Raw genomic sequence first — 25,227 nt, 5'->3', positions numbered from 1 at the left:
CTTCAACTGTCTAGAGTAAATTCAGTCTCGGCGCCAAACCTTAGCTTTTGGAGACGCTACCCCCATGGACTGGAGAAAAGACATGCCGGCTTGTCCCATACCGACTGACGAACCGTTGCGCCAGCGTACCCTCGATGAAATGAATGTGCTGGATACACCGGCTGAGCATTACCTCGATACTCTGGTGCGGCTCACTCAAGAAGTGGCGCAGGTGGATACTGTGCTGATCAGCCTGATTGATCACGATCGGCAATGGTTTAAGGCCAGGATTGGGCTAGACGTAAATGAGACTCCGCGCAATGTGTCCTTCTGCGGCTACACCATTCTGGGTGACGACACCCTTCTGGTGGTAGACGCCGAGTGCGATTCGCGGTTCGCCGACAATCCGCTGGTACTTGGCGCACCCTACATCCGCTTCTACGCCGGTCATCCCTTGCGTGCTGGAAACGGCAAAGCGATCGGAACGTTATGCATGTTTGACCCTCGCCCACGCCTGCTAAGCGAGGCCCAGCAGGCCAACTTTAGAGACTTGGCCACGCTCGCAGAGGGTTATCTACAGCTGCGCAGCTTAATACAGGCCAACCACGACTTACGGCTTGAAATGGACCGTGAGCAACGCAAGGCCTTGCTTGATCCGCTAACACAGCTATGGAACCGCGGCGCATTGACCGCCTTCCAGGATCGTGAACGGCGTTTGGCGAAAGAGAAAGGTCTGCCGTTGGGTGCTCTGTATGCGGACCTTGACCACTTCAAGTCTGTAAACGACAAGTACGGTCATGCTGACGGTGACCAGGTGCTTTGCGAGTGTGCGCGTCGTCTGCGAGCTGCCCTTCGCCCGGAGGATTTGCTGGTACGCCAGGGCGGCGAGGAATTCGTCGCATTGCTGCGGGTAAAGGATGGTGACGAGCTGGTGCGGATCGCAGAGCGCGTGCGCCTGCTCGTTGGCAGCAGACCGATTCAACTTTCCAGCTGTCCGCTGAGGGTGAGCCTCAGTGTAGGATGTACTTTAGTCGCCGATAGTGAGCAGATGGATGATGCTCTACGGCGCGCCGACAGCGCACTTTACGCAGCCAAACAGCGAGGGCGCGACCAAGTTGTCTATGTGCCGCCGATCTTGTGAGAATCCATGCTGGGCCATGGCGGTCACACAAGCGCATCAGTGGCATTCCTCCGGTGATTCACTTGATAGCCATCGAGACCAAAGCATGAATTGCGGAGGTGGCCACTTTGGGTCGATTGCGGTCAGTCACGATTGGCTGCTTTCGACCCATTGCGGACATTTAACAGAGGCTACAATACAGCACCAAATCACCAACATGATTTCTCCACGCCGCGGCACGGCGTGATAGAAGGCACGTGTCAGGCGCCCGAAGACCCTCGATAAGTGCTGCCCCTGCCTGAGGGCCTAAAGCATTGGTTAGGGGCCGTCAGCATCCTGCCCCGGGGCGACGGAATGCTGCATCCTTAAAATGAATTGCTGGGTTTCGGGCAATAGTTTCTGGAACACCTCGTCCAGTTCCGGGGCTATCTGGATATCCCCGCTTCGTAAACCCTGGGCAACCTGATCCTGGTAACGCTCAACAAAACGCTGCCGGATGTGCAGTGCCTCGGGGGTATCGTTGGCGACAAGTTCTTCAAGAACCCCTTGCACTGCCTGCATGAACACCAAGCTGCGCTTGTACTGCTGGCCTCGAAGCCTGGATTGCTCGAGCGCTGCTGCATAATGCTCATCCATGACCTCAACCCTTGCCTGCAACAGGTCATTGGTGCTCTGCAACGCCTCAAACGCTTTTGACATTCCAGTCGTCTGTCCGCCCTCGGCGCGCTTGCCCGCTTTCGCGACTTGGGAGAGTTGTTGGTACATCAGGTCAATCATTGTCTCCTGGCGCTCTACAACGGCCCTGAGCTGCACTGCCTCCTCGAAATACTGCCGTAGATGCCCCCTCAGCGGCTCCAATTTTTCATTGGCGCACGCCGCTCCCGCATCCCAGCCTTGCGAGTAGCCGTGGGAATGCCCTTCATCGAAGCCCTCCTTGCGCCCTTCTCGCTGCCCCTGGCTGCGCCCGACATGCAAGTTGGAGATCGCATGGTCCAGCGACCCGGTATAACCGCCATCCAGGCCGCCACCGCGCCTGCCCGCACCCCAGTTGTGATCCATCTGCCACCTCCTTTGATCCGCCTGTCGTTAGCATGCCCACCGGCGAAGTCTGGCACAGGGTGGCGGATGAATGTCAGCGTCGTACAGCGCTCGGAATCGGGCAACATTGGTGTGGGTAGCCTTGGGCTGGCCATGTCCTTGTTGCTGCCAGTACCATCAAAGTGCACCGTGACGTGCAATGAATCATTCATGCCATTTCCCTATGAACATACGTCGGATCAGTCCGCATTCAACTTCAGAATGTGATCACGTATTGCAAACCCGGCCTGGTCGATGAGTGGTTCCCAGAACGCACGCCCCCTGGTCATGAGTGGCGATCCTCGCAAAGCGTCCGCCGAGGCATGCAGTGCAAGCACTCCGAACTCTTCAGCCATGCTGGTGACGCTGCGCTTACGCCTGTCCAGGTTGTCATACGGTTTCTGATACCACGTCGCGATCTGGAACTCGACACCCTGCTCTTCGAACTTGGCGTACAGATGAGAGACCAGTGAAATGATGGTTTCGCGAATCAGGCCAGGGTCAACGCCCTGTGTTTCCAGGAAAGCCTGGGTAGCAATCTGGGCAACCGCAGACAGATCTTCGTGGGTATAGCCAGACATCGGCGGAAAAACGCCATCCGGCAATTCCATCTCGGCACCTAAGTCGTGGCAGGTATTTTCATCATCTTGCATGAAGGGCTCCAGAGCAGTTCAGCTCATGAAAATGAATGCCGACAAAGTGCAGTTGAACACATGCAGCCCTTGCTGGGCGAGTGTGGCCAGGCTTACCCAGCGCTCGTAACGTCGGTCGAGGGCTCCATCCTGGCTCGCGAGTTTGCCCACGAACGTGCCGCACAGCAGGCTGACGTCAGCCAAGACTGGCTGAACGCTGCCGATATACCCACCACAGGGATCATCGAGTCAGCCGCAGACGACATCTGGAACATGAACCCCTAGCCAAAAATGCAGGCACAAAACCGACAAAAGCAGGTGAATTCACGCGCTATCGCGAAGCAGTCTTGAACTGCCGGGTGCTGTCCTTGCACCCCATGGATGCAACCGTGAACAACACCTCATACCGCGTGTATGCACTGGCATAAATGCTCGATGGCCTAGGCCCCTTGTCCACGGTCTTGCTGTATGCAAGCACCGCATCGCACGCGATAGCATCCACGACCTGGTTGCTGACACTAGCCGCACGCTGGCGCATCCCCAGCTCGAACTGCGCATCATCCAGAACAACCGGCGTACGCGCTGGCGTGGTCGCCAATGCAGCGTAAGTCCCTTGGGTTTCCCCCAGCAAACGTACGGCAATCGTGATACCGCCACCGTTCTCGATCCGCGGATACCCGGCAAACCGCGCAGTGAACTTATCCGTAGCCGCCAACTGGCTTACCGTACGACCCACCACTTTGGCCCAGTATTCATTTGGCGGATTGGACGGCTCATAAGCTGGCGCCCCTCGATCATAGGGCTTGCCCGCCATCCTGAGCTGCTCCTGGCGCAAGAAGTAGCTGGAGCGGCATTTATTACTAATCTGCGCCTCCAGCGGCTGACCAGACTTTGCGCTGTAAAGCAAAGCGGATGCGCATTGCAGCTCGAACTGCCCATTGAGGTACAGTGGCTCACCGGTCCCCAGCGGGCTTATAGTGGGGATAAGGTTGACCGCCCCCCCACCTGCACCACCCGCAACCCCGGTGACAAGGGCATTAGGCATCATCGAGGTCAGCGAATTGACAGCCTCGTCCGAAAAGCGAATCTTGGTGGTCCCGTCCGGCATCTGCTCGGTGGTTACACAGCCCGCCATTCCCGCAGTCGCCAGCAGGAGCAGGATGAGTTTGTACTTGGTCATGCTTGTGTCCTTACTTGAAAAATCGAACCAATTTATCAACCCCACCTGCCTTCAAGGTGAGGTCTTAGTTTACCGTGGCATTACTGGCTTACAGTTCCACGGCAACAACGCTTCGAAGTCCTGATAGGGGTCGATGATGTACAGGACATGACAGGTGATCATGAAATCGTTCCTTGATTTGGGGTCGCTATTTTAGGGGGGGGCAACGACGGGTCAAGATCAATGACAATCGCTCACGTGCGGATGTGATTCTTGAGTCGCTCTTGGTTTGGTACCTCGAATGGCTGCAAAGGGTCGATTGCAGTCATCGCAGCCCTTTGAGTCTCATCGTCGTCCTAGGGCCTCCTATACTGCTCTAGTCGAGCTGCCAGGGTAGTGCCATGAAGCGAACCATCGAAGGACTGGCTGAAGCTGGAGAGGAACTGATTCAGAAAGCGATCGATGCGCAGCGCCGCCTGCGGCAAGCCGAGGCAGACGGTGCATCGCCTGAAGAGATCGAACTCTTCAGGGTAGTCGCGGATTTGCGCTATCGATTGGTGACTGACCACCAACTCATCACCCGCAGTAAAGCTCCGCACATCCTGCATTGATGCCTGGGGGAGTGATTCGTGAAGCGAGATATGACGAAAGTTCTTCTTCCGGATCACCAGGCCTTCTCCGATGCGATAGAGGCCATGAAGCGCTACCAGGGAGCAAAGGATACTGGCGCGCCGCCTGAAGAGGTTGAGCGTCTGAAGACCATTGCCGAATCGCTGTTCCAATCCATAAACGACTACCAGTTGCGGGTGCTCGGCGGGCCTGACTATAGGTCTCATTGACTGGATACTACTGGCAGGGCTCTGCTTTGACGGCTAAAGGCCTGCGAGGCCTCCTATACTGCCCTCGTCAGATGATGGGAGCGAGATATGGAGAGGACCATCGAATGCCCGGTGCTTGCCGGCAATCTCCTGCTGCTGGAGGCACTGGCGGCTTTTCGGGCCTACAGGGACGCGGCCAAAGGTGGAGCTCCTATTGAGGAAGTACGCAGGCTTTGGCTCTTGGCGGACTCGCTTTACCAGGCGATCACAGATTTCCAAGTCTTGGTAGTTGGCGAACCTGGTAACCCCACCCATTGACCGGGCGTCGTTTCTCGGACTTTGCTTGCACCCTCGACGCTGGGGTAGTGGCCTCTGGCAGGCCGGCCTCAAAGCAAGGTTATGCGTAATTGGCATGGGGTCCGATAGCAGGACATCGGACCAATTCGCGAACCAACTGGTGCGTTTCTGAGGGGATGGGAGGGGTGTTTCGCCCAGCAAAATCAACACATCACCACCCGCTAAACCCCATTGTATAGCGCATGGTGATGTTAGCGGTAGAAATCAAGTGCTTGTCCTGCGGGGGTTCCAGAGGTGTATTTAGGCCCTCTCGTCAGTTTTGGGCCAATCTTGGGCCAATTCGACTCGGGGCGGCAGCTTCTCCAGCTCCCTCCAGTCCGAGGAGGAGCTGAACCATTTCGCGTAGGTAGAGAGCAACATCTCGACGCTATGGCCGAGCTGGTTCGCGATGAACGCTTCGGTTCATCCCAGCCATCAGGCACATGGTTGCGTAGGTGTGGCGGGTGTCGTACTGCCGGCGTTCACGGATGTCCAGCGCCTTGAGCGCTGATTTGAAGTGGCGGATTGTAACACTTGGTTCGTTGATCCACAGCCCACCTTTGCTCGGCTGGAACACAAATGGGCTTGTAGGGTAGGCCGACTTTGAAGCCATCCTCCTCAAGTAGGCCAGGCGCTGCGCCTGTCGTATGGCATTGAGCGCTCGATCATTCAGCAACACCACTCGGTGATATTTCGTCTTCGTCCGGTCTGCTGGTTGGCGGTCGACAATGATGCGCTGGCGTCGTGTCTGGAGCGCTCGTAGCGTGATCCCCAGTAGTTCAGCCATCCTTTCCTCCGTTACCTTGTCCATTTCCTGGGCAACGGCTTGTTCCTGCCCGGCGTGTTCATCGCCGGGCTTCTTCCTTTTTGAATTCATGTTGGTCTCCACGCCGCCGCGGCAGGTCGGTGCCAGGGCTTGGCGATAGGGGCCCACGGCGTCTTCCAGGTTGGTCGCGTGTGAGGGGATGAGTGGAGCGGCAATGTTTGAACCTGCAATTTTTCGGAGGTCAAAACTATGCAAGGCCTGGCTTCGCCTGGCCGGAGACATTCAAATGAAACGAAAAGCTGCTTGGGTCGCAATACTGTCAGCGGTGGTGCTATTGAGCGGATGCTGGCCGTATTGGCACGATGGAAGGCATCACCGGCATTACTACGATGAGGATCGTGGTGGCCACGAGTATCGCCGGTACTAATCAAACGCCGTCATCACCACCGCAGAGCGCCCTGTGAACTATTTGCCCGAACGGATGGGGCGGGGCGCCCTGTGTAGGTCTTGAGTGCCTGTATTTTCCGGGGCAGTCTCCCTGTTTCCTCGCTTTCCACAGCCGAGATAAGGAAATAAGGAATATTGCAGTGGCTCTGTTCATGGTGATTGCTAACTCGAAGCTCAGCCCTGCGCTGGGCTTCTTGCTATTTCAATCTCCGTCCCAGTGATTGGGCTCGGTTTTCTACTGGCACTGTCCCGCTGATTTCTATCAGCAAGGAGTAGCGCCGAACATTTTCCACCGGTCGCATTTAAGTGAAATGGATATCTATCTCTCTCTTTAGCGCGCCTACTGGAGTCATTAGAGGAGGTAAATATGAGATTTCGCGGCGAGAAATTCCGGGCCTGGGTAGACCCAGCGCTTCACCTTCGTCATCACGAGGAAACCCTTGATGACGGCAGGAGTATCGACGTGCAAACCCGACTTTCGCGGACAGGCGAAACACAGCTCTTTATCGGGGTGTACGCCAAAACCGGGGACCGAATTGTTGAAGAGAGCTATAGCTCCAGACCCAATGAATCAATGATTGGGGCATTGGTCTGGGGAGTGCTCCGGGCAAAAACGTTCGTTGCTGGCGGGTGGGGGTAGGTATGCCGCGCATACGATTTGGCTTTTGGAACCGTGATAACCCTACCGCCATCTGCTGACAGCGACCCAGGTGAGGATATCGAGCTTCAAGTGCGAAGACCGAGTTGCCCTTGCATCGCGAGAATTGCTCCTTCCTCCGTCAACTGCTTCATCTCTGGCTTTGCAGCTGCAAGCACATGCATTTGCTACGCAGTCATATCACTTTCACCGCGCGGCCAATGAACTTCACCGGCCCCGTCGGCAACCCGGTAGGCGAGCCGCCGGCTTTTTCCAGGGTCAGCTCGAACAACTGGTTTGCCTCCAGCGGTGGCAGGCTCTGCAGCGGGACTCGATAGGGTTCACCGGGTTTGACCAGGCCCAGCGAAACCGGTGCGCGCCACTGCTCGCCCTTGGTCCAGAACTGCAGGGCCATGCCTTCGGGGACCGCATCCTGGCCCAGCGGGATCAGCTCGATCATGCGGCTGTCACTGGCCTGCACCACCCAGCCGGCGGCCTGGCTGCTCGGCGCCACCAGCACCACCACGAATTGAGTGCTGGGCGCAGGTCTCGTCAACAGGGCAAACGCCAGCAGCACGCTTGCAGCAAGCCCCACGGCACTAAACCCCTGCCACAGGCCGAGGCGTTGCCAGCCGCGGGCACGCTGTTGGGTGGAAGGGGGGGCCAGTTCGTTCAGGCTGCGCTGGATACGCCCCCACAGGCGGGCACTCGGCGGCTGTGGCTCAGCCAGCGCGGTCAGCTCCAGCAAGCGTGCCTCCCAGGCATCCACGGCGGCGCGCAAGGACGGATCGCGGCTCAAACGCTCGGTCATTGCGGCGTGTTGCGCCGGCGACAAGGTCCCTAGTACGAACTCGCCAGCAAGGGTGTCCAATTCTTCGGCAGTATCCGGCTTCATTCCAGGCACTCCCGCAACGCCTTGAGGCTGCGCTTGATCCAGGCCTTGACGGTACCCAATGGCGCACCCAACAGCCCGGCGATTTCGGCATGGCTGCAGCCGTCCACATAGGCGTGCAGGATGCAGCGCTGCGGTGCGGGTTGTAGTTGTTCGAGGCAATGGTAGATTTTCGCCGAGCCTGACCAGAGGTCAATGTCATCAAGGCCCCCATGCAATGCAGGCGCCGCATCGATATCGGCTTCGTCCAGCACGGTTTCTCGGCGGGTATCGCGGATCGAATTCAGTGCCAGGTGGCGGGTGATGCTGTAGATCCAGCCCCGAGCCGAGCCGCGCGCCGGGTCGAAGCTGGCGGCGCGGGTCCAGATGCGGATCATCGCATCGTGGACGATGTCTTCGGCGCTGGCGTCGTCACGCGCGATGCGCCGGGCAACGCCCAGCAGGCGTGCGCCTTCGCAATCGTAGAGCGCCTGCAGGGCGCGGCGGTCGCCCTGTGCACAGGCCTCCAGGCAGCGGTGGAAGTCGAAGGGGGCGACAGGCGAGTTCAACGTGTGCGGCTTCCTTGTGTCATGCAAGGTACCCCGGCTATCCAGCCGGGGGCTTGCCAACGAGCGTAGATGAACGATTGCGAGGTGTCTGCTCAAGAGCGCTTTACTTGGCGGTCCAGAACACATAGTCGGCCTGGTACTGGACGACTTGCCTGGCACCTTTGTTCTGTGCCGTGCAGCCGCTTGCCGGCGCCACGCCACCGCGGGTGGCCAGGCGCTGGATATAGCTGACTCCCTGCATGGCGCCTTTGCCTTCGGCCGGGTTGGCCTTGACCAGTTGATAGGGCAGGGCGCCCTTGTCCGCCGGCGCCACTGCCAGCTGGGTGCCGGTGACTTTCGAGCCATCCTTGGCCTGCCAGGTGGCGGGTGGGCCGAAGTAGTCGCCCACCGGTTTGCCGGCACGGTCATTGAGCACGGCCTTGGGGCCAACGAAGGTCCATTCGGTCTGGCCGGGGGTGTTGGCCTTGTCACGGCACTCGTAGGTGATCTCGCCGACGCCGACGGTCTCGAGCATGACGCTATGGCCATCGGGGACCTTGACCGCGTCTGGCAGCGCGGACTGGGCGTGTGCGGGCTGCAGCGCCAAGGCGAGGCCGCAGGCGAGCAGGCAGGCGGAGGATTTGAGGTTCATGGGCAGTGCTCCTGACAGGTCATTTGGCTGGGCAGTCAAAGGCCGCCCATTGAGCAATACCCGCCAGCGACCGGATTGGATGCACTGATATGAAAAATAAAACTGCGCCGTGGCCACCCGCGCGACGGTGGCAAAGCAGGCTAGAAAGGTCGCAGACAGCGTCCTCTGCGTCGAGGAGCGCGCCCAGGTCAGCAGTTCGGGCCAAGGGCCTGCATCCATTCATGACGCCTGTTGGCGGCCCCCTCGAGCACGTCGATCAATGGCCACTGCAATACCCGCCAGCAGTATGGCCAGCGTGTAAGCGACAAGGCCCAGATTGACCCCCATGATCATCTTCTCGGAGCCGTCGCTGAGCACCATCGACCCGCCGTAGCCGTCCCGCAACCAATAGGCCAGCAGGAAACCGCCCGTGACGAACAAGGTCAGCAAGCTCGCCAGCCGCAGATCGTTCCTGCCCCAGACCAGCCACACGCTGAAGGCACCCAGCGCGGTATTGGTGAACAGCTGCCAGGTCTCGTGCAGCCGGGCGTGTGGCGCCCAGGCCTGGTTGAACACGTGGGTATCGTTGATTTCAAGAATCGGCACCACGACCGCGTAGAAGACGATACCCACCGTCACCAAAAGCTTCGACAACATCAGCAACCTCCTTGTCAGTGATCTGGCCGCTGCCAGCGTCCCGCACTGTAGCGGCCAGGTACCGGGGCATCCAGCTACGATCTGGCCAAAGTCGCGGTACGCAAGGTCATGACGCCGGTGTGCGGCGGCGTCCTCGGCTGAATTTCGGTGTCCAGGCTTGGCAACCATCGCGCGCATGCGCTGACCGCAGGTGTAAAAGGGGCGGCTTCCAGTCCACTCGGCGGCAGGTGCACGTGCAGTTGATGACGGCGCTGCTGGATGAGCTTGTTGATGCGCTTCATGGCGGCACACCTCGATTGGCGTGTTCAACATCGGGTGACAAGGCCCGAGCACCAGTAGGCGCCTGTTTGCGCACAGTGTGGTCCATGCCCGACCAGCGGGTTTAGCTGTGTCGGCGACATGCACGCAGCGTCTGGCGCCCATAGCAAACCGGCATAACAGCCCGGTGGGGCGGGGCTAACCTTTCCAATCGTAAGCTGACTATTAAAAAGGGTGGTTGCTGTCCGTCACTGTCCAGGGTTTCCTGATGGGGTGATCGGAGGTTGTATGAAGCGCTCGATGAAACCGCTGGTGGCGCTGGCCGCCGGGCTGCTGCTGGCAGGTTGTGCCCATGACCCTGACCTGCGCGCCAGTCACGACAATACTTTTGGCTCGACCGCGAAAAGCCCGCCGGACTACCTGCGCTGCGTGAAATCCGAACTGCCCGACACGGCGAAAACCTATACGGTGCAGAACCAGGACGCCCTCGAGCTGTTCGTCGAGAGCACCGACCCGAGCAAGGCCGATGGCCTGGTCAAGGTCACAGGCTCCGGCGGGCAGCATCAATACTCCGCCTACCAGCGTGATGCCTGGTATGACCATGGGCGTTTGCTCGATGCCGCCCAGATGTGCGCGCGGACCTAGGGCCGGGCTGGCCCAGGGGCATGGCAAGAAAGCGGATGCGCACAAGCGGTGCGGTGGGTAGAGTGCGCAGACTGTGACCTGACCGGAGCCTGCCATGCCCTGCGCCTTTACCTTGATGCACTCGCCCGTCGGCACGTTGACGCTGGTGGCCCGTGGTGCATGCCTGGCCGCAGTGCTGTGGGAGCAGGAGCGGGCCAACCGGGTGCGCCTGGGCGAACTGCAGCGCGACGACCAGCACCCGGTGTTGCGCGAAACGGCCCGCCAGCTCGGTGAATACTTCGCAGGCAACCGCCGCACCTTCGACCTGGCGCTGGATTTTGCCGGCACCGAATTCCAGCGTCAGGTATGGGCGGCGTTGCTGAGCATCCCCTTCGGCGAGACCCGCAGTTACAGCGATATCGCCCGGCAGATCGGCAACCCCGACGCAGTGCGGGCGGTGGGGACGGCCAACGGGCGTAACCCGATCTCGATCATCGCCCCGTGCCACCGGGTAATTGGTGCTTCGGGGAGCCTGACTGGCTTCGCCGGCGGCTTGCCGGCCAAGCAGTACCTGCTGGCACTGGAAGGGCGCCAGAGCCTGGCGCTGGATTTCCAGTAACCGCCGTCAACTCAGCCAGGCACACAGCAACGCCAGCAACAGGGCCAACAGGCTGCCACTGAATAGGGCGTAATGGCGATGGGCGCGCCGGGCATGCTGCTCGACTTCGCGCAGGTACTGGCCTGGCGGCGGTGCGTCCGGGCGATGACGCAGGTCTTCGGCGATGTTTGCCAGCCCGCCCTGGATCAACAGCCCCACCAGGTAATAGCTGGTGGCATAGCTGGCCAGCGTCAGTAACAGGTACTTCATGCGGCGGGTACTTCGGGCGTGGTACAGGTGTTCAAGAATGCATCCATCCTTGGCGTCGGTTCGGGCGCGCAGGATACTATCGGGCAGATCGCCTTCGCCAGCACGAAGGTGCTGATTCCAAGGACGGAAAGCCCTGATGACTTACACCATGACCATTCCAAGCGACTCGTTGATCAGCGCCCACGCCGCCCAGGCCGGGTTCCGCCATTGCCGGGCGATCAGCCTGGCGCAACCGGCACAACCAGCCATGGCGCTGTTCCTGCGGCTGATGGCCGGCATGCCCGGCTGGATCGATGCGCTGATGGTGCTGCGCAACCGCCTGGTGGCGCTGGTCGGCCTCAAGGACCTGGGCCGGCTCACGGCCATCGACCCCGCACGCCCGGCCGCCAGCTACCAGCCCGGCGAGCGCGTGGGCATCTTCACCTTGCTGGCCAATACCGAGGAAGAAGTGCTGCTGGTTGACCGCGACCGCCACCTGGATGTGTACATTGCGCTGAGCCGCCGCCCGGCCGCCGACGGCCAGTGCCAGGTGCTGGTGAGCACCGTGGTGCGCACCCACAACCTGCTGGGCCGCCTGTACATGTTGCCGGTGGCACCGTTTCACCGGCTGATTGCACCGATCGCCCTGCGCCGCCTGCGCGGTTGAGGCTCAGGCGTGCGGCGGCAGGGCAAAGCGCTGGCGGAACCAGTCGCTGAGCATGGCCTTCTCGGCAAACAGGCGGTCGCTGCTGCCTTGGCGCCCCGGGCGGCTCAGGTACATCTTGTCGCTGAGGTGCTCCGCCGCCTGGCGCGCAGGCTGGCCGGGCTGGCTCAGGGTGTAGCTGAGGTCGATGCTCGGCCAGGTGATTTCCCGCATGAAGCGCACATCGTAGGCCTGGCTGTGCCAGGGCTCGTAACGCCCGGCCAGGTCGATGTCGCGGATGTCGATCACCAGTTGCTGGCCAGGTTGCAGGTAACGCTGGCCGAGCTTGCGCAAATGTTCGGTCAACGCCTTGATCACCTGCGGGTCGGCGCCACGCTCATAACCTTGGCTGTCGAGGCTGGCATCGCGGAAGTTTTCCGGGTGATCGAAACGCACCTCGACCTGGGCGGTCGGGGAGCCCTGTGCCATGCTGTCAAATGCCAGCACCATCAGTACGGCACAGGCCAGGGTGGTACGCATGATGCATCTCCGGGTGTGGGTAGCTTGCCTGACCATTTTACGCCGGTGCCGAGGCCGTAGCAGAGGAACGATGCAATGAGCCGCTTCAGGCGGATAGCCGTCAACACCCGCGGGCGCGACCTGGCCGTGGGGGATATCCACGGGCACTTCCAGCGCTTGCAACAGTGCCTGGATGGCGTGGGCTTCAACCCGGCGATCGACCGTCTGTTCAGTGTCGGCGACCTGGTCGACCGCGGGCCGCACAGTGCGCAGGCACTCGACTGGCTGAGCCAGCCCTGGTTCCACGCGGTGCAGGGCAACCACGAAAGCCTGGCGATAAATTACCTCCGCGGTGGCCGGCTTGACCTGGACATGTACCGCGCGGCGGGCGGTGGCTGGTTCCTCGACTTGCCAGAGGATCAGCAGCGGCCTTTTGTCGATGCCTTCCTTGAAATGCCTATCGCCCTGGAAGTGCAGAGCCATGACGGACCGATCGGCCTGCTGCACGCCGACAGCCCCTTCGCGAACTGGGAAGATTTACGCGCGAGCCTGTTGGATGACGACGATCCGCGCATACGTGAAGTGTGCCAATGGTCACGGCGGCGCCTGAAGGAAGGCGACGACGCCAGGGTCGAAGGGCTGCGCGCGCTGCTGGTCGGGCATACGCCGGTGCTCAAGGTCAAGGTGCTGGGCAATGTCTGGCACCTGGATACCGGCGGTTGGAGCAGTGGCTGCTTCAGCTTGCTGGACCTCGCCACGCTTGAGGTGGTCAGCCCCACGCCAGATGAACCAGCACACCGACGGCAAGGGCCATCAGCATCACCCCCGAGGCCCGCTCCAGCCAGGGCAGGGCTTGGGCAAAGCGGCGCAGTACCCGACGATTGCCAATAGCCAGCGCCACCAGCAGGTCCCAGGCCAGCACCGCAGTGAACATCCAGCCGGCGTACAGCCCTTTCAGCAGGACGCTGCTGCTGCCGATCATGCTCGCCAGGCTGGCGTAGAACAGCGCGTTCTTCGGGTTGAGGATGCCTGAGGCGAAGCCCATGCCCAAACTGCCCAGCCAACCCCTGGCCGCCTGCCCGGTGGTTGTTGCGGCAGGTGTCAAACTGCTGTGCCCGGCATGGCGCAAGAACAAAACACCGATGTGCAGCAGGTAGGCGCAACCGGCCAGTTGCAGGGCCACGAACATCGCGCTGCCCGCGTGCAGCACCGCCACCCCGGCGAACGCTGCGCCGATGAACACGCCGTTGGCCAGGGCGATGCCCAGGCAGGCGCCACTGGCTACTCGCCAACCTGCGTTGGCCGAGGTGCGGGCCACCAGGAAAAAGTCCGGGCCAGGCGAGAGCAGGGCAAGAAAATGGGCGGTGGCGACGAGCAGGAACTGTTCCATCAAGCGGGTTTCCGTGTGGGAAAACCACAGTCTGTGCAGGCGCCGGCCGGGCGTATTGAAGATTATTGCAAGCCGCCGCGGTAGGCCCCGGGCGTCACCCCGGCGTGGGCCTTGAACACCCGCTGGAAGTGGCTCTGGTCGGCGAACCCCAGCCGATAGGCGACCTCCGCCAGCGCACAGCCCTGGCGCAGCAGCAACCGCGCCTGGTTGACCCGGGCATTGAGCAGGTAGCTGTGCGGGGTCATCCCGGTGGCCGCGGCGAACGCGCGGATCAGTTGATAGCGACCCAGCCCGGCTTGCCGGGCCAAGCGGTCGAGGCTGAGTTCGGCCAAGCCCTGCTCGTCGAGACAGGCGACCAGTTCACTCAACATCGACGGGGCTAGCGCCGGGGCCGGTGGCAAGGTGGGCAAGGTGCTGAAGTCATGGTCACCGATGAATGCCACCAGCGCCGCTTCCTTCTCCAGTGGCGAAACCTTCGAGAACAGCAGGTCGTTCAGCGCGCAGAACTGCCGGTACAGCGCTGGCGAGCGGGTGATGCGCGCCGGGGCCAGCGGCTCACCTGCCGCCACACCGGACTCCAGGCGCAGACAGCGCAGCCAGTCGGCGTCCAGGTGCAGCATCTGGTAGCTCCAGGCTTTGCCAGGTTCGGGGTTGCAGGCATGCACCCGTTGCGCCGGCACCAGCACCAAAGTGCCGGGCGTCAGCCGCACCACACCTTGGCCTGCGCCGGTGAAGTGGCTGTAGCCGACATCCACCGCGCCGATGGAGAAGCTCGGGTGGCTGTGTGCTTTGTAACAGGCGCGGCTATGGCAGGCGCGACGGCTTTCGACGAAGGGCAGCGCCGGGTCATGCCAGATTTCACTGCGGGGGAAGGGCATGGCAGGCCACCTGGTTGTCACATGGAAGCAACTGTCTTGCGCAGCTTTTCTGTAGGAGCGGCCTTGCCGGGGCGCCGGACCGGCCGGAAAGGGCTGCGCAGCGGCCCCGGCAATCTATGTGGTAACGCTGGGGCCGCTTTGCGGCCCTTTCGCGACACAAGGCCGCTCCTACAACGGGCGTGCAAGTTCATTGTGTGGGAGCAGGCAGTCTACTCACTGCTGACTGTTCCGGCCATTCGCCGTATCACTGTGCTTGACGTGCGGGCAGGCCGGGCGCGACCCTGCTGCGGTCCTTGAAGGAGAACAAGAATGGACCTGTCGAGCCTGCTGCTGTTTATCCCCGCCTGTTTCGCCCTGAACATGGCGCCGGGGCCCAACAACCTGTTGTCGCTGCACAATGCCAGCCGCTATGGCTTGCGCATCGCCTGCGTGGCCGGGGCCGGCCGGCTGCTGGCGTTCAGCGGCATGATCGCGCTGGCGGCCATGGGCCTGGCGGTGGTGCTGCATACCAGTGAATACCTGTTCCTGGCGATCAAGGTGCTCGGCGCCGGTTACCTGTTCTATATCGCCTGGCAGCTGTGGCGCGCGCCGGTGGGCGAGGCGCGGGTGGCGGGCGAGCAGCCGCATGGCACCTGGAAGCTGGCGCGCCAGGAGTTTTGGGTGGCTGCCGGCAATCCTAAGGCGATTCTTATCTTCACCGCCTTTTTGCCGCAGTTCGTGACGGTGGGCGGCAACATGCCGGTCAGCGAGCAGTTCCTGCAGCTGGGGGTGTTGTTCCTGTTGCTGGAGTGGGCGGCCATCGCCATCTATGCCGGGCTCGGCGCTTATCTGCAGCGCTGGTTCGAACGCCCTGGGCCACGGCGTGTGTTCAACCGGGTCAGTGCTTCGCTGCTGGGTTGCGCGGGGCTTGGGTTGCTGGCGGCGCGGCGCTAGAACTGCCAGCGCAGGCCCAGGTTCACACCGCTGGCCTGCTGCTGGCGGCTGTCCAGGTTGGTGCTGTATTGCAGGCCTGCATGCAGGCTCAGCGCCGAACCCAGGCGTGCCGCCAGCCCGCCTTCGAGTTGTAGCGCGGTGTAGCGGTAGTCGGTGTCTATGCGGTCCACGCCGTTGAAGGTCAAGGTGTCGGCGCCGCCGTCGGCATGCCAAAGGCTGACCTGGGCAAAGGGCTGCAGCAGCACCTTCTCGGTGGCAGGAAACATCCCCTCCAGGCGCAAGCCAAGGCGCCCGAGCCATTCCACCTGGGCGTCATGGCTGACCCGCGACGCCCGATCGCGGGCGCTGTCCAGGCTCACCCGCTGGGCGATCAGCTGAGCTTGGGGCTCCAGGGTCCACTGCGCGGTCAGCGCCAAGGGGTAGCCGCCTTCTAGTGAGGCGGCCCAGGCGTGGCCATCGAGGTCGAGACTGTCGCCACGGTCGGAGCGGGCACGGCCATCGAAGTGGGTGTACTGCAGCACCACGTCCACATAGCCCTGGGCCGGACCCACCCAGGTCCAGTAGGCACCCAGGCTGTTGCCCTGCAGTTCAAGGTTGCCCACCGGGCTGTCTTCGCGGCCCAGGGCGAAACCACGGACATCGCCGTCCAGGCGAGCATGGCCCAGGTACAGGCCGGCGTGCTGGCGGTGGCCGTCGTCCGTGGCCCGGGCATAGAGGTCCTGGCCCACCTTGAAACCGTAAAGGTCAGCGTCCAGGGTCGGGCTCACAGTGCCGCTCCATTGCTGGCGAAGGGCGCTGCCGTAGGCCTGGCCCCAACTCGCAGGCGGCGTGGCCGCGGCGTCGAGCCACCGCTGATCACCCTGGCGCTGATGGAAGGTGCCCAGGGCCTGGCGCACGATGATCGCGGCGCCGCGCGGTGCGGCTGCGTAAACCGCCACTTCCGGGCGGTACAGCGGGATGACCCGCCCGGCCACCGGGGCGGGCAACTCGGCCTGGCCAGGGGCGGGCGCGGCTACCGGCGGCGTGCTTAGCGGCTCCACGCCAGGCGCCGGGGCGGGGGGCGCGACCAGGGTCGAGCGCAGGTACCAGTTGTTCTCGCTGCCGGCGCTGATGCCGCCCTTGAACAGGCGATAGTCGTAGGCGCCGGCCGACAGGGTCTGGGTCTGGATGAAGGCATTGGTATTGCCGCTGGCGCCTTCGCGTGCCTCGATCACCTGGATGCCATTGCCCTGGGTGGCCGCGCCCGTGCCACCAAGGTTGCTGACCAAAAGCCCGGTCGAGCCACTGATGCCACCCTGGCTGATCACCAGCCGGTCCGAGGCGGCGCCGTCCTGGCCGAGCACGCTGTTCAGGCGCAGCACACCGTTGTCGCCGTTGTAGTCGCCGATCACCAGTAGCCGGCCTGCGCCGTCGTTGCCTGTGCTCAAGTCAATCGTGCCGGCGTTGTTCAGCCCCACGCGCTGGCCGCTGGCGAAGGCCGAGACCGTGCCTTGGCGCGAGGCCAAGGTGCTGCCGGCAGCAATTTGCAGGGTGCCGGTGGCACTGCCGGCATCCCCGAGCAGCAGCGGGTCGTCGAGCTCGAAACGGCTGCCGTCGGCAAGCTCGATCCGCTCCCAGTTGAGGTAGCGGGCGCCACCTTTGGCCTGGCTGGCGAGCAAGGTCAAGGTATCGCTGCCATTGCCGCCGTCGAGCGGGATGACCAGGGCGTCACTGGCCAGGCCCTGGAGCTGCGCCGTGTCGTTGCCAGGCCCCATGTCCACCCGCGTGCCGATCCGCCCGCCGGTCCAGCTGAACCGGTCGTTGCCGGTGCTCATCAGCACGCTGCCCGCAACCTGGCCACCGTGGATCTGCACCTGGTCATCGCCCCCGCTGACGCTGATATTGCCGCCCACGTTGCCGCCGAAAACCTCCACATGGTCCTTGTCGAAGCCGGTGACGATATTCCGGTCGATGCTGCCAGCCGCAGGATGAAGGTGTTCTCGTCCAGGCGCATGTTGACGTTGCCGATACGCCCGCCGTCCATCTGGGCGAAGTCACCGCTGTCGAAATTGCCCTTGATCCAGCCGCCGGTCATCTGGAAACGGTCCAGGCCATCGCCCTGATTGAGGTCTCCCTCGATGATGCCGCCGCTCATGTTGAAGGTATCGATTTCGGCGCCCTGATTGACGTCGCCGCCGATTACGCCCGAGGCCATGTCGATGGTGTCCTGGCCGGCACCGAAGGTCACGTTGCCGCTGATCGTGCCGCTGCCGCCGGCGGGTAGCAGCAGGCTGTTGTTGCCGACGGTGTCGAGCAGCGAAGCGGCGCTGCCACTGTCGCAGACATAGCTGTCATTGCCTGGCCCGGGGCTGAAACTGCAGGCTGCCTGGGCCTGGGCCTGGGCAAGCAGCAACAGGGGCAAGGGCGCCAGTGTCAGCAACAGACGCATGTGCATCGCTGGGCCTCCGTTGTGCACAGAGCCCGCACGGCGCAAGCGCGATGTGCGGGATTACCCGCGATGTACTGCGTTCAGGAGGAAGGACGCAACTGGCAAAACTGTCAGGCGGCCAAGGGCCAGCATCGGGTCAGTCGCGGTAGAACGTCTGCACCAGGTGGTAGCCGAACTTGCTCTTGATCGGCCCGTGCACCACCCGCAAGGGCTTCTTGAAGATCACTTGGTCGATGGCGCCGACCAGTTGCCCGGGGCGTATTTCGCCCAGGTCGCCGCCACGCTTGCCGGAAGGGCAGGTGGAGAACTTCTTCGCCAGCACGTCGAAGGCTTCGCCATTGGCGATGCGCTGCTTGAGCTTCTCGGCCTCGTCAGCGGTCTTGACCAGGATATGGCGGGCTTGGGCTTTCATGTGGATACCTGTGCTTCGGGGCGAAAAAGGCCGCCATTATGCCTGATCGCGCAGTTCCGCGTGGTCACGGAACTGCGCCAGTGCCTCGGGGTTGGCCAGGGCATCGGTGTTGTTGACAGGCAGCCCATGCACCACATTGCGGATCGCCAGTTCCACCAGCTTGCCGCTGAGGGTACGCGGGATGTCGCTCACCTGGGCGATCACCGCCGGGACGTGGCGCGGGCTGGTGTACCGGCGGATGACCTCGCGGATGTGCTGGCGCAAGGCGTCGTCCAGCTGCAGGCCATCGCGCAGGCGCACGAACAGCACCACGCGCACATCGTTGTGCCAGTCCTGGCCGATGGCCACGCATTCCAGCACCTGCTCGACCTTGTCCACTTGCCGATAGATCTCGGCCGTGCCAATGCGCACGCCACCGGGGTTGAGCACCGCATCCGAGCGGCCGTGGATCACCAGGCCGCCGCCGGCGCGCTGCTCGGCGTAATCGCCCTGGCACCAGGCCCCGTCGAACTGGCTGAAGTAGGCGTCGTGGTAGCGGCTGCCATCGTCGTCACCCCAGAACCCCAGGGGCATCGACGGGAATGCCTGGGTACACACCAGCTCGCCTTTCTCGTCGATCACCGGCTGCCTCTGCGCATTCCACACCTGCACCGCCATGCCCAGGCCGGGACCGGCGATCAGGCCACGGCGTACCGGCAGCAGCGGGTTGCCGAGAACGAAGCAGGAGACGATGTCGGTGCCGCCGGACATCGAGGCCAGGCACACATCGGCCTTGAACTTGGCATAGACGAAGTCGTAACTGTGCGGCGACAGCGCCGAGCCGGTGGACAACAGGAGCCTCAGGGTATCGAGGCGGTGGCTTTTCATCGGCTCGACACCGGCCTGCTCCAGGGTTGCGAGGTACTTGGGGCTGGTGCCGAAGGCGTGGATGCCTTCACTGTTGATCAGGTCGAGCAGCCGCGCCGGGCCCGGGTGCAAGGGCGATCCGTCATACAGCACCAGGGTGGCGCCCACCGCGAGGCCCGAGACCAGCCAGTTCCACATCATCCAGCCACAGGTGGTGTAGTAGAACAGCACGTCGTCGGCTTTCAGGTCATTGTGCAGGCCGTGTTCCTTGAGGTGTTGCAGCAGTACGCCGCCGGCCCGGTGGACGATGCACTTGGGCACACCGGTGGTGCCGCTGGAGTAGAGGATGTACAGCGGGTGATCGAAGGGCAGGGCGACGAAGGTGGGGCTGCCGCCGGGCTGGAAGAAATCATCCCACAGGGTGACCTGGGGCCCGCTGAACTCTTCGCTGCGGGTCTGCGCCCGGGTGTAGGGCACCACCAGCAGGTGTTGAAGTTGCGGCAGTTGGGCGACGACCTGGTTGATCTTGTCGACCTGGTCCACGGTTTTGCCGGCGTAGGTATAGCCCGCGCAGGCAATCAGCAGTTTCGGCGCAATCTGCCCGAAGCGGTCGATGATGCCGTGGGTACCGAACTCCACAGAGCAACTGGACCACACCGCCCCAAGGCTGCTGGCGGCGAGCATGGCTACAAGGGTTTCCCAGGTATTGGGCATCACCGCGCCAATGCGGTCGCCCGGCACGATGCCGGCCTGGCGCAAGGCCCGTTGCATCCCGGCCACCTGGGCGGCCAACTGGTTGTGGGTCAGGCTGTGGCGACTGCCGTCCTCACGTACAGTGATCACGGCGGGGCGATCGTCGCGGCGTTGCAACAGGTGTTCGGCGAAGTTCAGGGTGGCGCCAACGAACCAGCGGGCATCGCGCAGGTGCGGGCCCTCGATCAGCACCTGGCTTGCGGGTGTATGCCAGCGCACGTGGAAGTATTCACTGAGCGTCTGCCAGAACGCTGCACGGTGCTCGATGCTCCAGCGGTGCAAGGCGGCATAGTCGTCGAGCTGAAGGTTGAAGCGCAGGTTGACCCGGCGGCGAAAGGCTTCCATGCGGCTGGCTTCGATCTGCGAGGTGGAGGGGCGCCAGAGTATGTCGTTCATGCTGCAACCCTCGCTGCAGTGATGGCTTTGTCGTGGGGCAAGCCCGCCGCGAAAGCGGGCTTGCCGACGCTGGCGGTTACTCCACTTTAGCCGTTTGTACGTCCGGCGAGGCCGACCATACCCGGTAGCGCACTTCGACACCCTTGGGCACGTAGACCACCACAGGTAGCTTGCTGTTGTAGCGCAGCATGAAGCCTTCACCGACGACGGGTACGAAGGCGTCGGTTTTCTTGTTGTCCGGGCAGGCCATCAAGGTGCTGGCCGGGCCGCTGACCTTGTCCAGGCGGTAGTAGTTGTAGCCCCAGCCTTGCAGCGTGTGCTCTTCGAGCTTGCCGCCAAGGCGCTGGCGGTTGCAGTCCACCTTCAGCGTCTTGCCGGCGAGGACTTCCAGCTGGTGGGCCGATTCATCGGCCTGGGCCGGCAGGTGGATCACCTGCCGGGTGAAGCCTTTTTCCGCCTCGGGGTAGGGCGCGACGTCCTTCAGGCTGGCGGCCATCGCCGGGGCGGCGGCAGCCAGGGTCAGGGACAGTAACGCGGTGAGTCGAGCTTGGCGCATAAGGCCTCCTTGCAGATAAACGAATGCAAGACCGTGCCAGGCTCAACGCCCGCCCTCACTGGGCGAGCCAGCCGCCATCGACGTTCCAGGCGGCGCCGCGAACCTGGCTGCCGGCCTCGCTGCACAGGAACAATACCAGCTCACCGAGGTGACGGGGTGTGACGAAGGCCAGTGAAGGCTGTTTCTCGGCCAGCAGATCGTGCTGCGCCTGCTGTGGATCGGCGCCGTTGGCGGCTCGGTCGTCGATCTGCTTCTGTACCAGCGGGGTCAGCACCCAGCCTGGGCAGATGGCATTGCAGGTGACGTTGCTGGTGGCGGTTTCCAGGCCGATCACCTTGGTCAGCCCGACCACCCCGTGCTTGGCGGCCACATAGGCAGCCTTGCCGGTGGAGCCCACCAGGCCGTGCACCGAGGCAATGTTGATGATTCGCCCCCAACCCCGCGCGCGCATGCCCGGCAACACCAGGCGGCTGCCATGGAACACCGCCGACAGGTTCAGCGCGATAATCTTGTCCCAGGCCTCGACCGGGAACTGCTCCACTGGCGCCACGTGCTGGATGCCGGCGTTGTTGACCAGAATGTCGAGCGCGCCGAACTCGCGTTCGGCGAAGGCGAACATCTGTTCGATCTGCGCCACATCGGACAGGTCGGCCGGGTGGTGGGCAACCTTGACCCCGTGCTGCTTGATTTGGGCGATGGCCGCTGCCGGGTCGCCAAAGCCGTTGAGCAGGATATTCGCGCCGGCCTCTGCCAGTACCTGGGCGATGCCCAGCCCGATACCGCTGGTGGAGCCGGTGACCAGTGCGGTCTTGCCTTTGAGCGTCATGCAGTTCTCCTTAGACGATGCCGGTGGCGTAGAACGTGGCGATGACCACGAACACGGCCAGGGTCTTGATCAGGGTAATACCGAAAATGTCCTTGTACGCTTCGCGGTGAGTCAGCCCGGTCACCGCCAGCAGGGTGATCACCGCACCGTTGTGCGGCAGGGTGTCCATGCCGCCGCTGGCCATGGCGGCCACCCGGTGCAGCACTTCCAGCGGGATATTGGCGGCGTTGGCGGCGGCGATGAAGCTGTCGCTCATGGCCGCCAGGGCGATGCTCATGCCACCCGACGCAGAGCCGGTGATGCCGGCCAGCAGGGTCACGGTGATGGCTTCGTTGACTAGCGGGTTGGGGATCCCGCGCAGGGCGTCGGCCAGCACCAAAAAGCCCGGCAGCGATGCGATCACCGCGCCAAAACCGTATTCCGAGGCGGTGTTCATGGCCGCCAGCAGGGCACCGCCGACCGCGCTTTTGGTGCCTTCGGCCAGGCGTTGGCGAATGGTGCCGAAGGCGCACACCAGCACCATCAGGATGCCCACCAGCAAGGCCGCCTGCACGGCCCAGATCGCCGTGAGCTTGGCCACGTCGCTTTGCACCGGTGCGGCCATGCCCGGCAGTTGCAGGGTATGGCTGGCGCCGTACCACTGTGGGATCCAATGGGTGAACAGCAGGTTCATCACCCCCACCAGCAGCAACGGCGACAACGCCAGCCACGGGTTGGGCAGGCTGATGTCGTCGGCGGTCTCCGGTTCATTGCGCAGGTTGCTGCCATAGCCTTCACCCTTGCGCTGGGCCTTGTTGCGCTGGCGTTGCAGGTAGAGCATGCCGGCGCTGAACACGAACAGCGTGCCGATCAGGCCCAGCCATGGCGCGGCCCAGGCGGTGGTGTTGAAGAAGGTGCTGGGGATGATGTTCTGGATCTGCGGGGTGCCGGGCAGCGCGTCCATGGTGAACGAGAACGCGCCCAGGGCAATGGTTGCCGGGATCAGTCGCTTGGGGATGTCGCTTTGCCGGAACATCTCGGCGGCGAACGGGTACACCGCGAACACCACCACGAACAGCGACACGCCGCCGTAGGTGAGCAGGGCGCAGACCAGCACAATCACCAGCATTGCCTGGCGCGTGCCGAGCAGGCGGATGGCAGCGGCGACGATCGAGCGCGAGAAGCCCGACAGCTCGATCAGCTTGCCGAACACCGCGCCCAGCAGGAACACCGGGAAATACAGCTTGATGAAGCCGACCATCTTCTCCATGAACACCCCGGTGAAGGCGGGCGCGACGGCGGCGGGGTCGGTGAGCAGCACGGCGCCAAGGGCTGCGATGGGCGCGAACAGGATCACGCTGTAACCGCGATAGGCGGCCACCATCAGTAGGGCCAGGGCAGCGAGGGCGATGAGCACGGTCATCGTGGGGGGATCTCCAACTGTTGTTTTTATGGTTGGAAATGCGGATAGCGGGAATCGTGCCAAGCTGCTAAGTCATTGATATATATCAAGAAAATTAAAATCATTAAATCAACAGTCTCTATTTTGAGACACGGCTGCGCAGTAGCGGGCCTGCTCGCCCCCTGTAGGAGCGGCCTTGTGTCGCGAATGGGCCGCAAAGCGGCCCCGGCGATCTTCATCCTATGCACGATAGCCGGGGCTGCTGCGCAGCCCTGTCGCGACACAAGGCCGCTCCTACAAAGACAGTTGCTCCTGTGATCCCTGTTTTGAGATTGAAGTCTCTTTATTGAGACTCTATCCCCAGCGCCACCATCTTCTTGTACAAGGTAGACCGCCCCAACCCCAAAGCCCGCGCTGCCTCCGGCACATTCCAGTCGCTGCGGGCCAAGGCATCGACAATCAACCCGCGCTCGAACTGCGCGCACGCCTGGCGATAGTCCAGCACCGGCGCGGCCGTGGTCACCGGGCTCAACGGCCCCAACGCTTGGATCAAGTCCTGCACACTCAAGCGCAGCTGGTCCGCCAGCAAGGTTGCGCGTTCCAGCACGTTACGCAATTCACGAATGTTCCCCGGCCAGCCATGGCGTCCCAGCAGCGCCTGGGCCTCGGGCTCCAGCTCGTACTGGCTGCCCAGCTCGGCCAGGATCGCCTCGCACAGCGCCGGCAAATCCTCCAGCCGCTCGCGCAACGGCGGCACCTCGATCGGCAGCACGTTCAGCCGGTAGTACAGGTCGGCACGGAATGCCCCACGGGCCATGGCTGCCTGCAGGTCGATGGAAGTGGCGGCGATGATGCGCACGTCGCTGCGCAGCATCTGGTTGGAGCCCACCGGCTCGTATTCCTTCTCTTGCAGTACCCGCAGCAGCTTGCTTTGCAAGGCCAGTGGCATGTCGCCGATCTCGTCGAGGAACAGCGTCCCGCCTTCGGCCAGTTGCAGCTTGCCGCTGCGGCCCTTGCGCTCGGCACCGGTGAAGGCGCCGGGGGCGGTGCCGAAGAACTCGGCCTCCAGCAGGGTCTCGGGAATGGCCGCGCTGTTGATGCTGACGAACGCCTTGTGCGCTCGCGCCGAGGCGGCGTGGATGGCATGGGCCAGCAGCTCCTTGCCGGTACCGGTTTCGCCCAGCAGCAGCACCGGCGAGTCACTGGTCGCGCCGCGCCGCCCGCGGCGCTTGGCCTCAAGGCACGCGGCGCTGCTGCCGACGAACTGGGCGAAGCTGTAGCGCGCCTGGCGCGCGCGCAGTTGCGAGCGGGTACTGGCCAGCTCCTGCTGCATGCTCGAATAACGCTTGAGCAAGGGTGACAGACTGCGCAACTCGTCGAACAGGGCAAAGCCGATGGCGCCGATCAGCGCGCCCTGGTCGTCGTGGATTGGCAGGCGCATCACCACCAGCGGCTCGTTGGGGGTGTCGAGCATGTCCAGCAGGATCGGCTTGCCGTTGCTCACCACCTCGCGCATCAAGCTGCCGGGGATCACCGCCTCGCAAGGCTGGCCGATGGCGCTGGCGGCGTCGGCCAGGCCGAAGCGCCGGGCATAGCGCTCGTTCATCCAGACGATGCGCGCCTGGCGGTCGACGATCACCGTGCCTTCGCTGGACTGCTCGATGATCTCGAACAGCGAACGGATGGCCAGTTGGCGGACCTGGGGGTAGTCCTTGAGGTTGTCGTGCATGGAAACTGTCCGTTGATTCATGTTTGGCGCGAAGACTGTAGGAGCGGCCTTGTGTAGGGGATGGGGGCGCCCCCCGGCCCCCCCCACAATTGGGAAAAACAGAAAAAAAAGGGCCGCGGTGGGGGCCAAG

General features: G+C 62.9%; 26 protein-coding genes and 3 pseudogenes. 9 read left to right on the top strand and 20 right to left on the bottom strand.

Annotated elements, in window-relative coordinates:
* Nucleotides 1-82 precede the first annotated feature (82 nt).
* Entirely contained in the window at nt 83-1,120 is a 1,038-nt protein-coding gene (locus tag ABE459_RS03700) for a sensor domain-containing diguanylate cyclase (protein ID WP_323831050.1), read from the top strand.
* Nucleotides 1,121-1,417: 297 nt separating this feature from the next.
* Here the strand turns inward: ABE459_RS03700 and ABE459_RS03695 are convergent, their stop codons facing one another.
* From ABE459_RS03695 to ABE459_RS03685, 3 genes are all read right to left on the bottom strand, one after another.
* Nucleotides 1,418-2,158, bottom strand: a complete 741-nt coding sequence (locus tag ABE459_RS03695; RefSeq protein WP_346647922.1) for a hypothetical protein — start codon at nt 2,156-2,158, stop codon at nt 1,418-1,420.
* Between the two features lie 218 nt (nt 2,159-2,376).
* Nucleotides 2,377-2,829, bottom strand: coding sequence for a hypothetical protein (locus ABE459_RS03690; RefSeq protein ID WP_258704309.1), 453 nt, complete (start codon nt 2,827-2,829; stop codon nt 2,377-2,379).
* A 310-nt stretch (nt 2,830-3,139) separates the two neighbouring features.
* Nucleotides 3,140-3,988, bottom strand: coding sequence for a hypothetical protein (locus tag ABE459_RS03685; RefSeq protein ID WP_323831015.1), 849 nt, complete (start codon nt 3,986-3,988; stop codon nt 3,140-3,142).
* 380 nt (nt 3,989-4,368) lie between these two features.
* Here ABE459_RS03685 and ABE459_RS03680 point away from each other — a divergent pair, with 380 nt between their 5' ends.
* On the top strand, nt 4,369-4,578 hold the full coding sequence (locus tag ABE459_RS03680) for a hypothetical protein (RefSeq protein WP_258704307.1): 210 nt from the start codon (nt 4,369-4,371) through the stop codon (nt 4,576-4,578).
* Nucleotides 4,579-4,596: 18 nt separating this feature from the next.
* Nucleotides 4,597-4,806: a hypothetical protein gene (locus ABE459_RS03675; RefSeq protein ID WP_346647921.1), complete on the top strand. Its 210-nt coding sequence runs from the start codon at nt 4,597-4,599 to the stop codon at nt 4,804-4,806.
* Nucleotides 4,807-5,382: 576 nt separating this feature from the next.
* Here the strand turns inward: ABE459_RS03675 and ABE459_RS03670 are convergent.
* Nucleotides 5,383-5,803, bottom strand: a pseudogene (locus ABE459_RS03670) (integrase).
* Between the two features lie 898 nt (nt 5,804-6,701).
* Here ABE459_RS03670 and ABE459_RS03665 point away from each other — a divergent pair.
* Entirely contained in the window at nt 6,702-6,974 is a 273-nt protein-coding gene (locus tag ABE459_RS03665) for a hypothetical protein (RefSeq protein WP_258704302.1), read from the top strand.
* A 193-nt stretch (nt 6,975-7,167) separates the two neighbouring features.
* Here ABE459_RS03665 and ABE459_RS03660 read toward each other — a convergent pair whose 3' ends face one another.
* The 5 genes from ABE459_RS03660 to ABE459_RS03640 form a co-directional block, all read right to left on the bottom strand.
* Nucleotides 7,168-7,866, bottom strand: a complete 699-nt coding sequence (locus tag ABE459_RS03660; protein ID WP_125464162.1) for an anti-sigma factor — start codon at nt 7,864-7,866, stop codon at nt 7,168-7,170.
* Entirely contained in the window at nt 7,863-8,411 is a 549-nt protein-coding gene (locus ABE459_RS03655; RefSeq protein ID WP_258704301.1) for a sigma-70 family RNA polymerase sigma factor, read from the bottom strand. Before ABE459_RS03655 ends, ABE459_RS03660 begins: the two co-directional genes overlap by 4 nt.
* Nucleotides 8,412-8,514: 103 nt before the next feature.
* Nucleotides 8,515-9,042, bottom strand: coding sequence for a DUF3455 domain-containing protein (locus ABE459_RS03650; protein ID WP_323831017.1), 528 nt, complete (start codon nt 9,040-9,042; stop codon nt 8,515-8,517).
* A 219-nt stretch (nt 9,043-9,261) separates the two neighbouring features.
* The gene (locus ABE459_RS03645) at nt 9,262-9,678 is read right to left on the bottom strand and encodes a hypothetical protein (RefSeq protein ID WP_125464159.1); all 417 of its coding nucleotides are present in this window, start codon (nt 9,676-9,678) and stop codon (nt 9,262-9,264) included.
* A 74-nt stretch (nt 9,679-9,752) separates the two neighbouring features.
* On the bottom strand, nt 9,753-9,959 hold the full coding sequence (locus tag ABE459_RS03640) for a hypothetical protein (protein WP_323831018.1): 207 nt from the start codon (nt 9,957-9,959) through the stop codon (nt 9,753-9,755).
* 265 nt (nt 9,960-10,224) lie between these two features.
* Here ABE459_RS03640 and ABE459_RS03635 point away from each other — a divergent pair, with 265 nt between their 5' ends.
* On the top strand, nt 10,225-10,581 hold the full coding sequence (locus ABE459_RS03635) for a hypothetical protein (protein ID WP_125464157.1): 357 nt from the start codon (nt 10,225-10,227) through the stop codon (nt 10,579-10,581).
* 94 nt (nt 10,582-10,675) lie between these two features.
* Nucleotides 10,676-11,179: a methylated-DNA--[protein]-cysteine S-methyltransferase gene (locus tag ABE459_RS03630; protein WP_346647920.1), complete on the top strand. Its 504-nt coding sequence runs from the start codon at nt 10,676-10,678 to the stop codon at nt 11,177-11,179.
* 6 nt (nt 11,180-11,185) lie between these two features.
* On the opposite strand, the gene ABE459_RS03625 is transcribed toward ABE459_RS03630, so the two are convergent.
* Nucleotides 11,186-11,428 (bottom strand): hypothetical protein, encoded by a 243-nt coding sequence (locus tag ABE459_RS03625; protein ID WP_125464155.1) that lies wholly within the window; start codon nt 11,426-11,428, stop codon nt 11,186-11,188.
* 136 nt (nt 11,429-11,564) lie between these two features.
* On the opposite strand from ABE459_RS03625, the gene ABE459_RS03620 reads away from it, so the two are divergent.
* Entirely contained in the window at nt 11,565-12,074 is a 510-nt protein-coding gene (locus ABE459_RS03620; RefSeq protein WP_323831019.1) for a DUF2867 domain-containing protein, read from the top strand.
* A gap of 3 nt (nt 12,075-12,077) precedes the next feature.
* On the opposite strand, the gene ABE459_RS03615 is transcribed toward ABE459_RS03620, so the two are convergent.
* Entirely contained in the window at nt 12,078-12,590 is a 513-nt protein-coding gene (locus ABE459_RS03615; RefSeq protein ID WP_323831020.1) for a DUF3016 domain-containing protein, read from the bottom strand.
* Between the two features lie 75 nt (nt 12,591-12,665).
* On the opposite strand from ABE459_RS03615, the pseudogene ABE459_RS03610 reads away from it, so the two are divergent.
* Nucleotides 12,666-13,355 (top strand): annotated as a pseudogene (locus ABE459_RS03610) (metallophosphoesterase); the annotation flags it as partial.
* On the opposite strand, the gene ABE459_RS03605 reads toward ABE459_RS03610, so the two are convergent.
* Nucleotides 13,339-13,959, bottom strand: a complete 621-nt coding sequence (locus ABE459_RS03605; protein WP_346647919.1) for a LysE family translocator — start codon at nt 13,957-13,959, stop codon at nt 13,339-13,341. The pseudogene ABE459_RS03610 and the gene ABE459_RS03605 overlap by 17 nt on opposite strands.
* 62 nt (nt 13,960-14,021) lie before the next feature.
* Nucleotides 14,022-14,837: an AraC family transcriptional regulator gene (locus ABE459_RS03600; RefSeq protein ID WP_258704296.1), complete on the bottom strand. Its 816-nt coding sequence runs from the start codon at nt 14,835-14,837 to the stop codon at nt 14,022-14,024.
* 309 nt (nt 14,838-15,146) lie between these two features.
* Between ABE459_RS03600 and ABE459_RS03595 the strand changes: the two genes are divergently transcribed.
* Entirely contained in the window at nt 15,147-15,770 is a 624-nt protein-coding gene (locus ABE459_RS03595) for a LysE family translocator (RefSeq protein WP_125464150.1), read from the top strand.
* Here ABE459_RS03595 and ABE459_RS03590 read toward each other — a convergent pair.
* The 7 genes and pseudogenes from ABE459_RS03590 to ABE459_RS03560 form a co-directional block, all read right to left on the bottom strand.
* Nucleotides 15,767-18,204: pseudogene (locus ABE459_RS03590) on the bottom strand (autotransporter outer membrane beta-barrel domain-containing protein). The gene ABE459_RS03595 and the pseudogene ABE459_RS03590 overlap by 4 nt on opposite strands.
* Nucleotides 18,205-18,334: 130 nt before the next feature.
* Nucleotides 18,335-18,610 (bottom strand): peptidylprolyl isomerase, encoded by a 276-nt coding sequence (locus ABE459_RS03585; RefSeq protein ID WP_110994954.1) that lies wholly within the window; start codon nt 18,608-18,610, stop codon nt 18,335-18,337.
* 36 nt (nt 18,611-18,646) lie between these two features.
* Nucleotides 18,647-20,605: an acetoacetate--CoA ligase gene (locus ABE459_RS03580; RefSeq protein ID WP_323831022.1), complete on the bottom strand. Its 1,959-nt coding sequence runs from the start codon at nt 20,603-20,605 to the stop codon at nt 18,647-18,649.
* Nucleotides 20,606-20,681: 76 nt separating this feature from the next.
* On the bottom strand, nt 20,682-21,161 hold the full coding sequence (gene eco, locus ABE459_RS03575; protein WP_323831023.1) for a serine protease inhibitor ecotin: 480 nt from the start codon (nt 21,159-21,161) through the stop codon (nt 20,682-20,684).
* A gap of 55 nt (nt 21,162-21,216) precedes the next feature.
* Nucleotides 21,217-21,987 (bottom strand): 3-hydroxybutyrate dehydrogenase, encoded by a 771-nt coding sequence (gene hbdH, locus ABE459_RS03570; RefSeq protein ID WP_323831024.1) that lies wholly within the window; start codon nt 21,985-21,987, stop codon nt 21,217-21,219.
* Between the two features lie 10 nt (nt 21,988-21,997).
* The gene (locus ABE459_RS03565) at nt 21,998-23,389 is read right to left on the bottom strand and encodes a GntP family permease (protein WP_125464145.1); all 1,392 of its coding nucleotides are present in this window, start codon (nt 23,387-23,389) and stop codon (nt 21,998-22,000) included.
* 322 nt (nt 23,390-23,711) lie between these two features.
* Entirely contained in the window at nt 23,712-25,097 is a 1,386-nt protein-coding gene (locus tag ABE459_RS03560; RefSeq protein ID WP_323831025.1) for a sigma 54-interacting transcriptional regulator, read from the bottom strand.
* Nucleotides 25,098-25,227: the final 130 nt, after the last annotated feature.

It is taken from the genome of Pseudomonas sp. TWI923, assembly GCF_039673365.1.
Taxonomy (GTDB): domain Bacteria; phylum Pseudomonadota; class Gammaproteobacteria; order Pseudomonadales; family Pseudomonadaceae; genus Aquipseudomonas; species Aquipseudomonas sichuanensis.
The sequence above is the reverse complement of the archived record's forward strand: the minus strand, read 5'-3'. Positions and strand labels throughout refer to the sequence as shown.

Bases quoted from the DNA above. Each gene is read 5' to 3' on its own strand.
- eco (WP_323831023.1), bottom strand. From the start codon at position 21,161: ATGCGCCAAGCTCGACTCACCGCGTTACTGTCCCTGACCCTGGCTGCC.
- ABE459_RS03630 (WP_346647920.1), top strand. From the start codon at position 10,676: ATGCCCTGCGCCTTTACCTTGATGCACTCGCCCGTCGGCACGTTGACG.
- ABE459_RS03645 (WP_125464159.1), bottom strand. From the start codon at position 9,678: ATGTTGTCGAAGCTTTTGGTGACGGTGGGTATCGTCTTCTACGCGGTC.
- ABE459_RS03585 (WP_110994954.1), bottom strand. From the start codon at position 18,610: ATGAAAGCCCAAGCCCGCCATATCCTGGTCAAGACCGCTGACGAGGCC.
- ABE459_RS03620 (WP_323831019.1), top strand. From the start codon at position 11,565: ATGACTTACACCATGACCATTCCAAGCGACTCGTTGATCAGCGCCCAC.
- ABE459_RS03680 (WP_258704307.1), top strand. From the start codon at position 4,369: ATGAAGCGAACCATCGAAGGACTGGCTGAAGCTGGAGAGGAACTGATT.
- hbdH (WP_323831024.1), bottom strand. From the start codon at position 21,987: ATGACGCTCAAAGGCAAGACCGCACTGGTCACCGGCTCCACCAGCGGT.
- ABE459_RS03650 (WP_323831017.1), bottom strand. From the start codon at position 9,042: ATGAACCTCAAATCCTCCGCCTGCCTGCTCGCCTGCGGCCTCGCCTTG.
- ABE459_RS03580 (WP_323831022.1), bottom strand. From the start codon at position 20,605: ATGAACGACATACTCTGGCGCCCCTCCACCTCGCAGATCGAAGCCAGC.
- ABE459_RS03635 (WP_125464157.1), top strand. From the start codon at position 10,225: ATGAAGCGCTCGATGAAACCGCTGGTGGCGCTGGCCGCCGGGCTGCTG.
- ABE459_RS03625 (WP_125464155.1), bottom strand. From the start codon at position 11,428: ATGAAGTACCTGTTACTGACGCTGGCCAGCTATGCCACCAGCTATTAC.
- ABE459_RS03695 (WP_346647922.1), bottom strand. From the start codon at position 2,158: ATGGATCACAACTGGGGTGCGGGCAGGCGCGGTGGCGGCCTGGATGGC.
- ABE459_RS03600 (WP_258704296.1), bottom strand. From the start codon at position 14,837: ATGCCCTTCCCCCGCAGTGAAATCTGGCATGACCCGGCGCTGCCCTTC.
- ABE459_RS03660 (WP_125464162.1), bottom strand. From the start codon at position 7,866: ATGAAGCCGGATACTGCCGAAGAATTGGACACCCTTGCTGGCGAGTTC.
- ABE459_RS03560 (WP_323831025.1), bottom strand. From the start codon at position 25,097: ATGCACGACAACCTCAAGGACTACCCCCAGGTCCGCCAACTGGCCATC.
- ABE459_RS03685 (WP_323831015.1), bottom strand. From the start codon at position 3,988: ATGACCAAGTACAAACTCATCCTGCTCCTGCTGGCGACTGCGGGAATG.
- ABE459_RS03690 (WP_258704309.1), bottom strand. From the start codon at position 2,829: ATGCAAGATGATGAAAATACCTGCCACGACTTAGGTGCCGAGATGGAA.
- ABE459_RS03615 (WP_323831020.1), bottom strand. From the start codon at position 12,590: ATGCGTACCACCCTGGCCTGTGCCGTACTGATGGTGCTGGCATTTGAC.
- ABE459_RS03595 (WP_125464150.1), top strand. From the start codon at position 15,147: ATGGACCTGTCGAGCCTGCTGCTGTTTATCCCCGCCTGTTTCGCCCTG.
- ABE459_RS03565 (WP_125464145.1), bottom strand. From the start codon at position 23,389: ATGACCGTGCTCATCGCCCTCGCTGCCCTGGCCCTACTGATGGTGGCC.
- ABE459_RS03700 (WP_323831050.1), top strand. From the start codon at position 83: ATGCCGGCTTGTCCCATACCGACTGACGAACCGTTGCGCCAGCGTACC.
- ABE459_RS03640 (WP_323831018.1), bottom strand. From the start codon at position 9,959: ATGAAGCGCATCAACAAGCTCATCCAGCAGCGCCGTCATCAACTGCAC.
- ABE459_RS03665 (WP_258704302.1), top strand. From the start codon at position 6,702: ATGAGATTTCGCGGCGAGAAATTCCGGGCCTGGGTAGACCCAGCGCTT.
- ABE459_RS03605 (WP_346647919.1), bottom strand. From the start codon at position 13,959: ATGGAACAGTTCCTGCTCGTCGCCACCGCCCATTTTCTTGCCCTGCTC.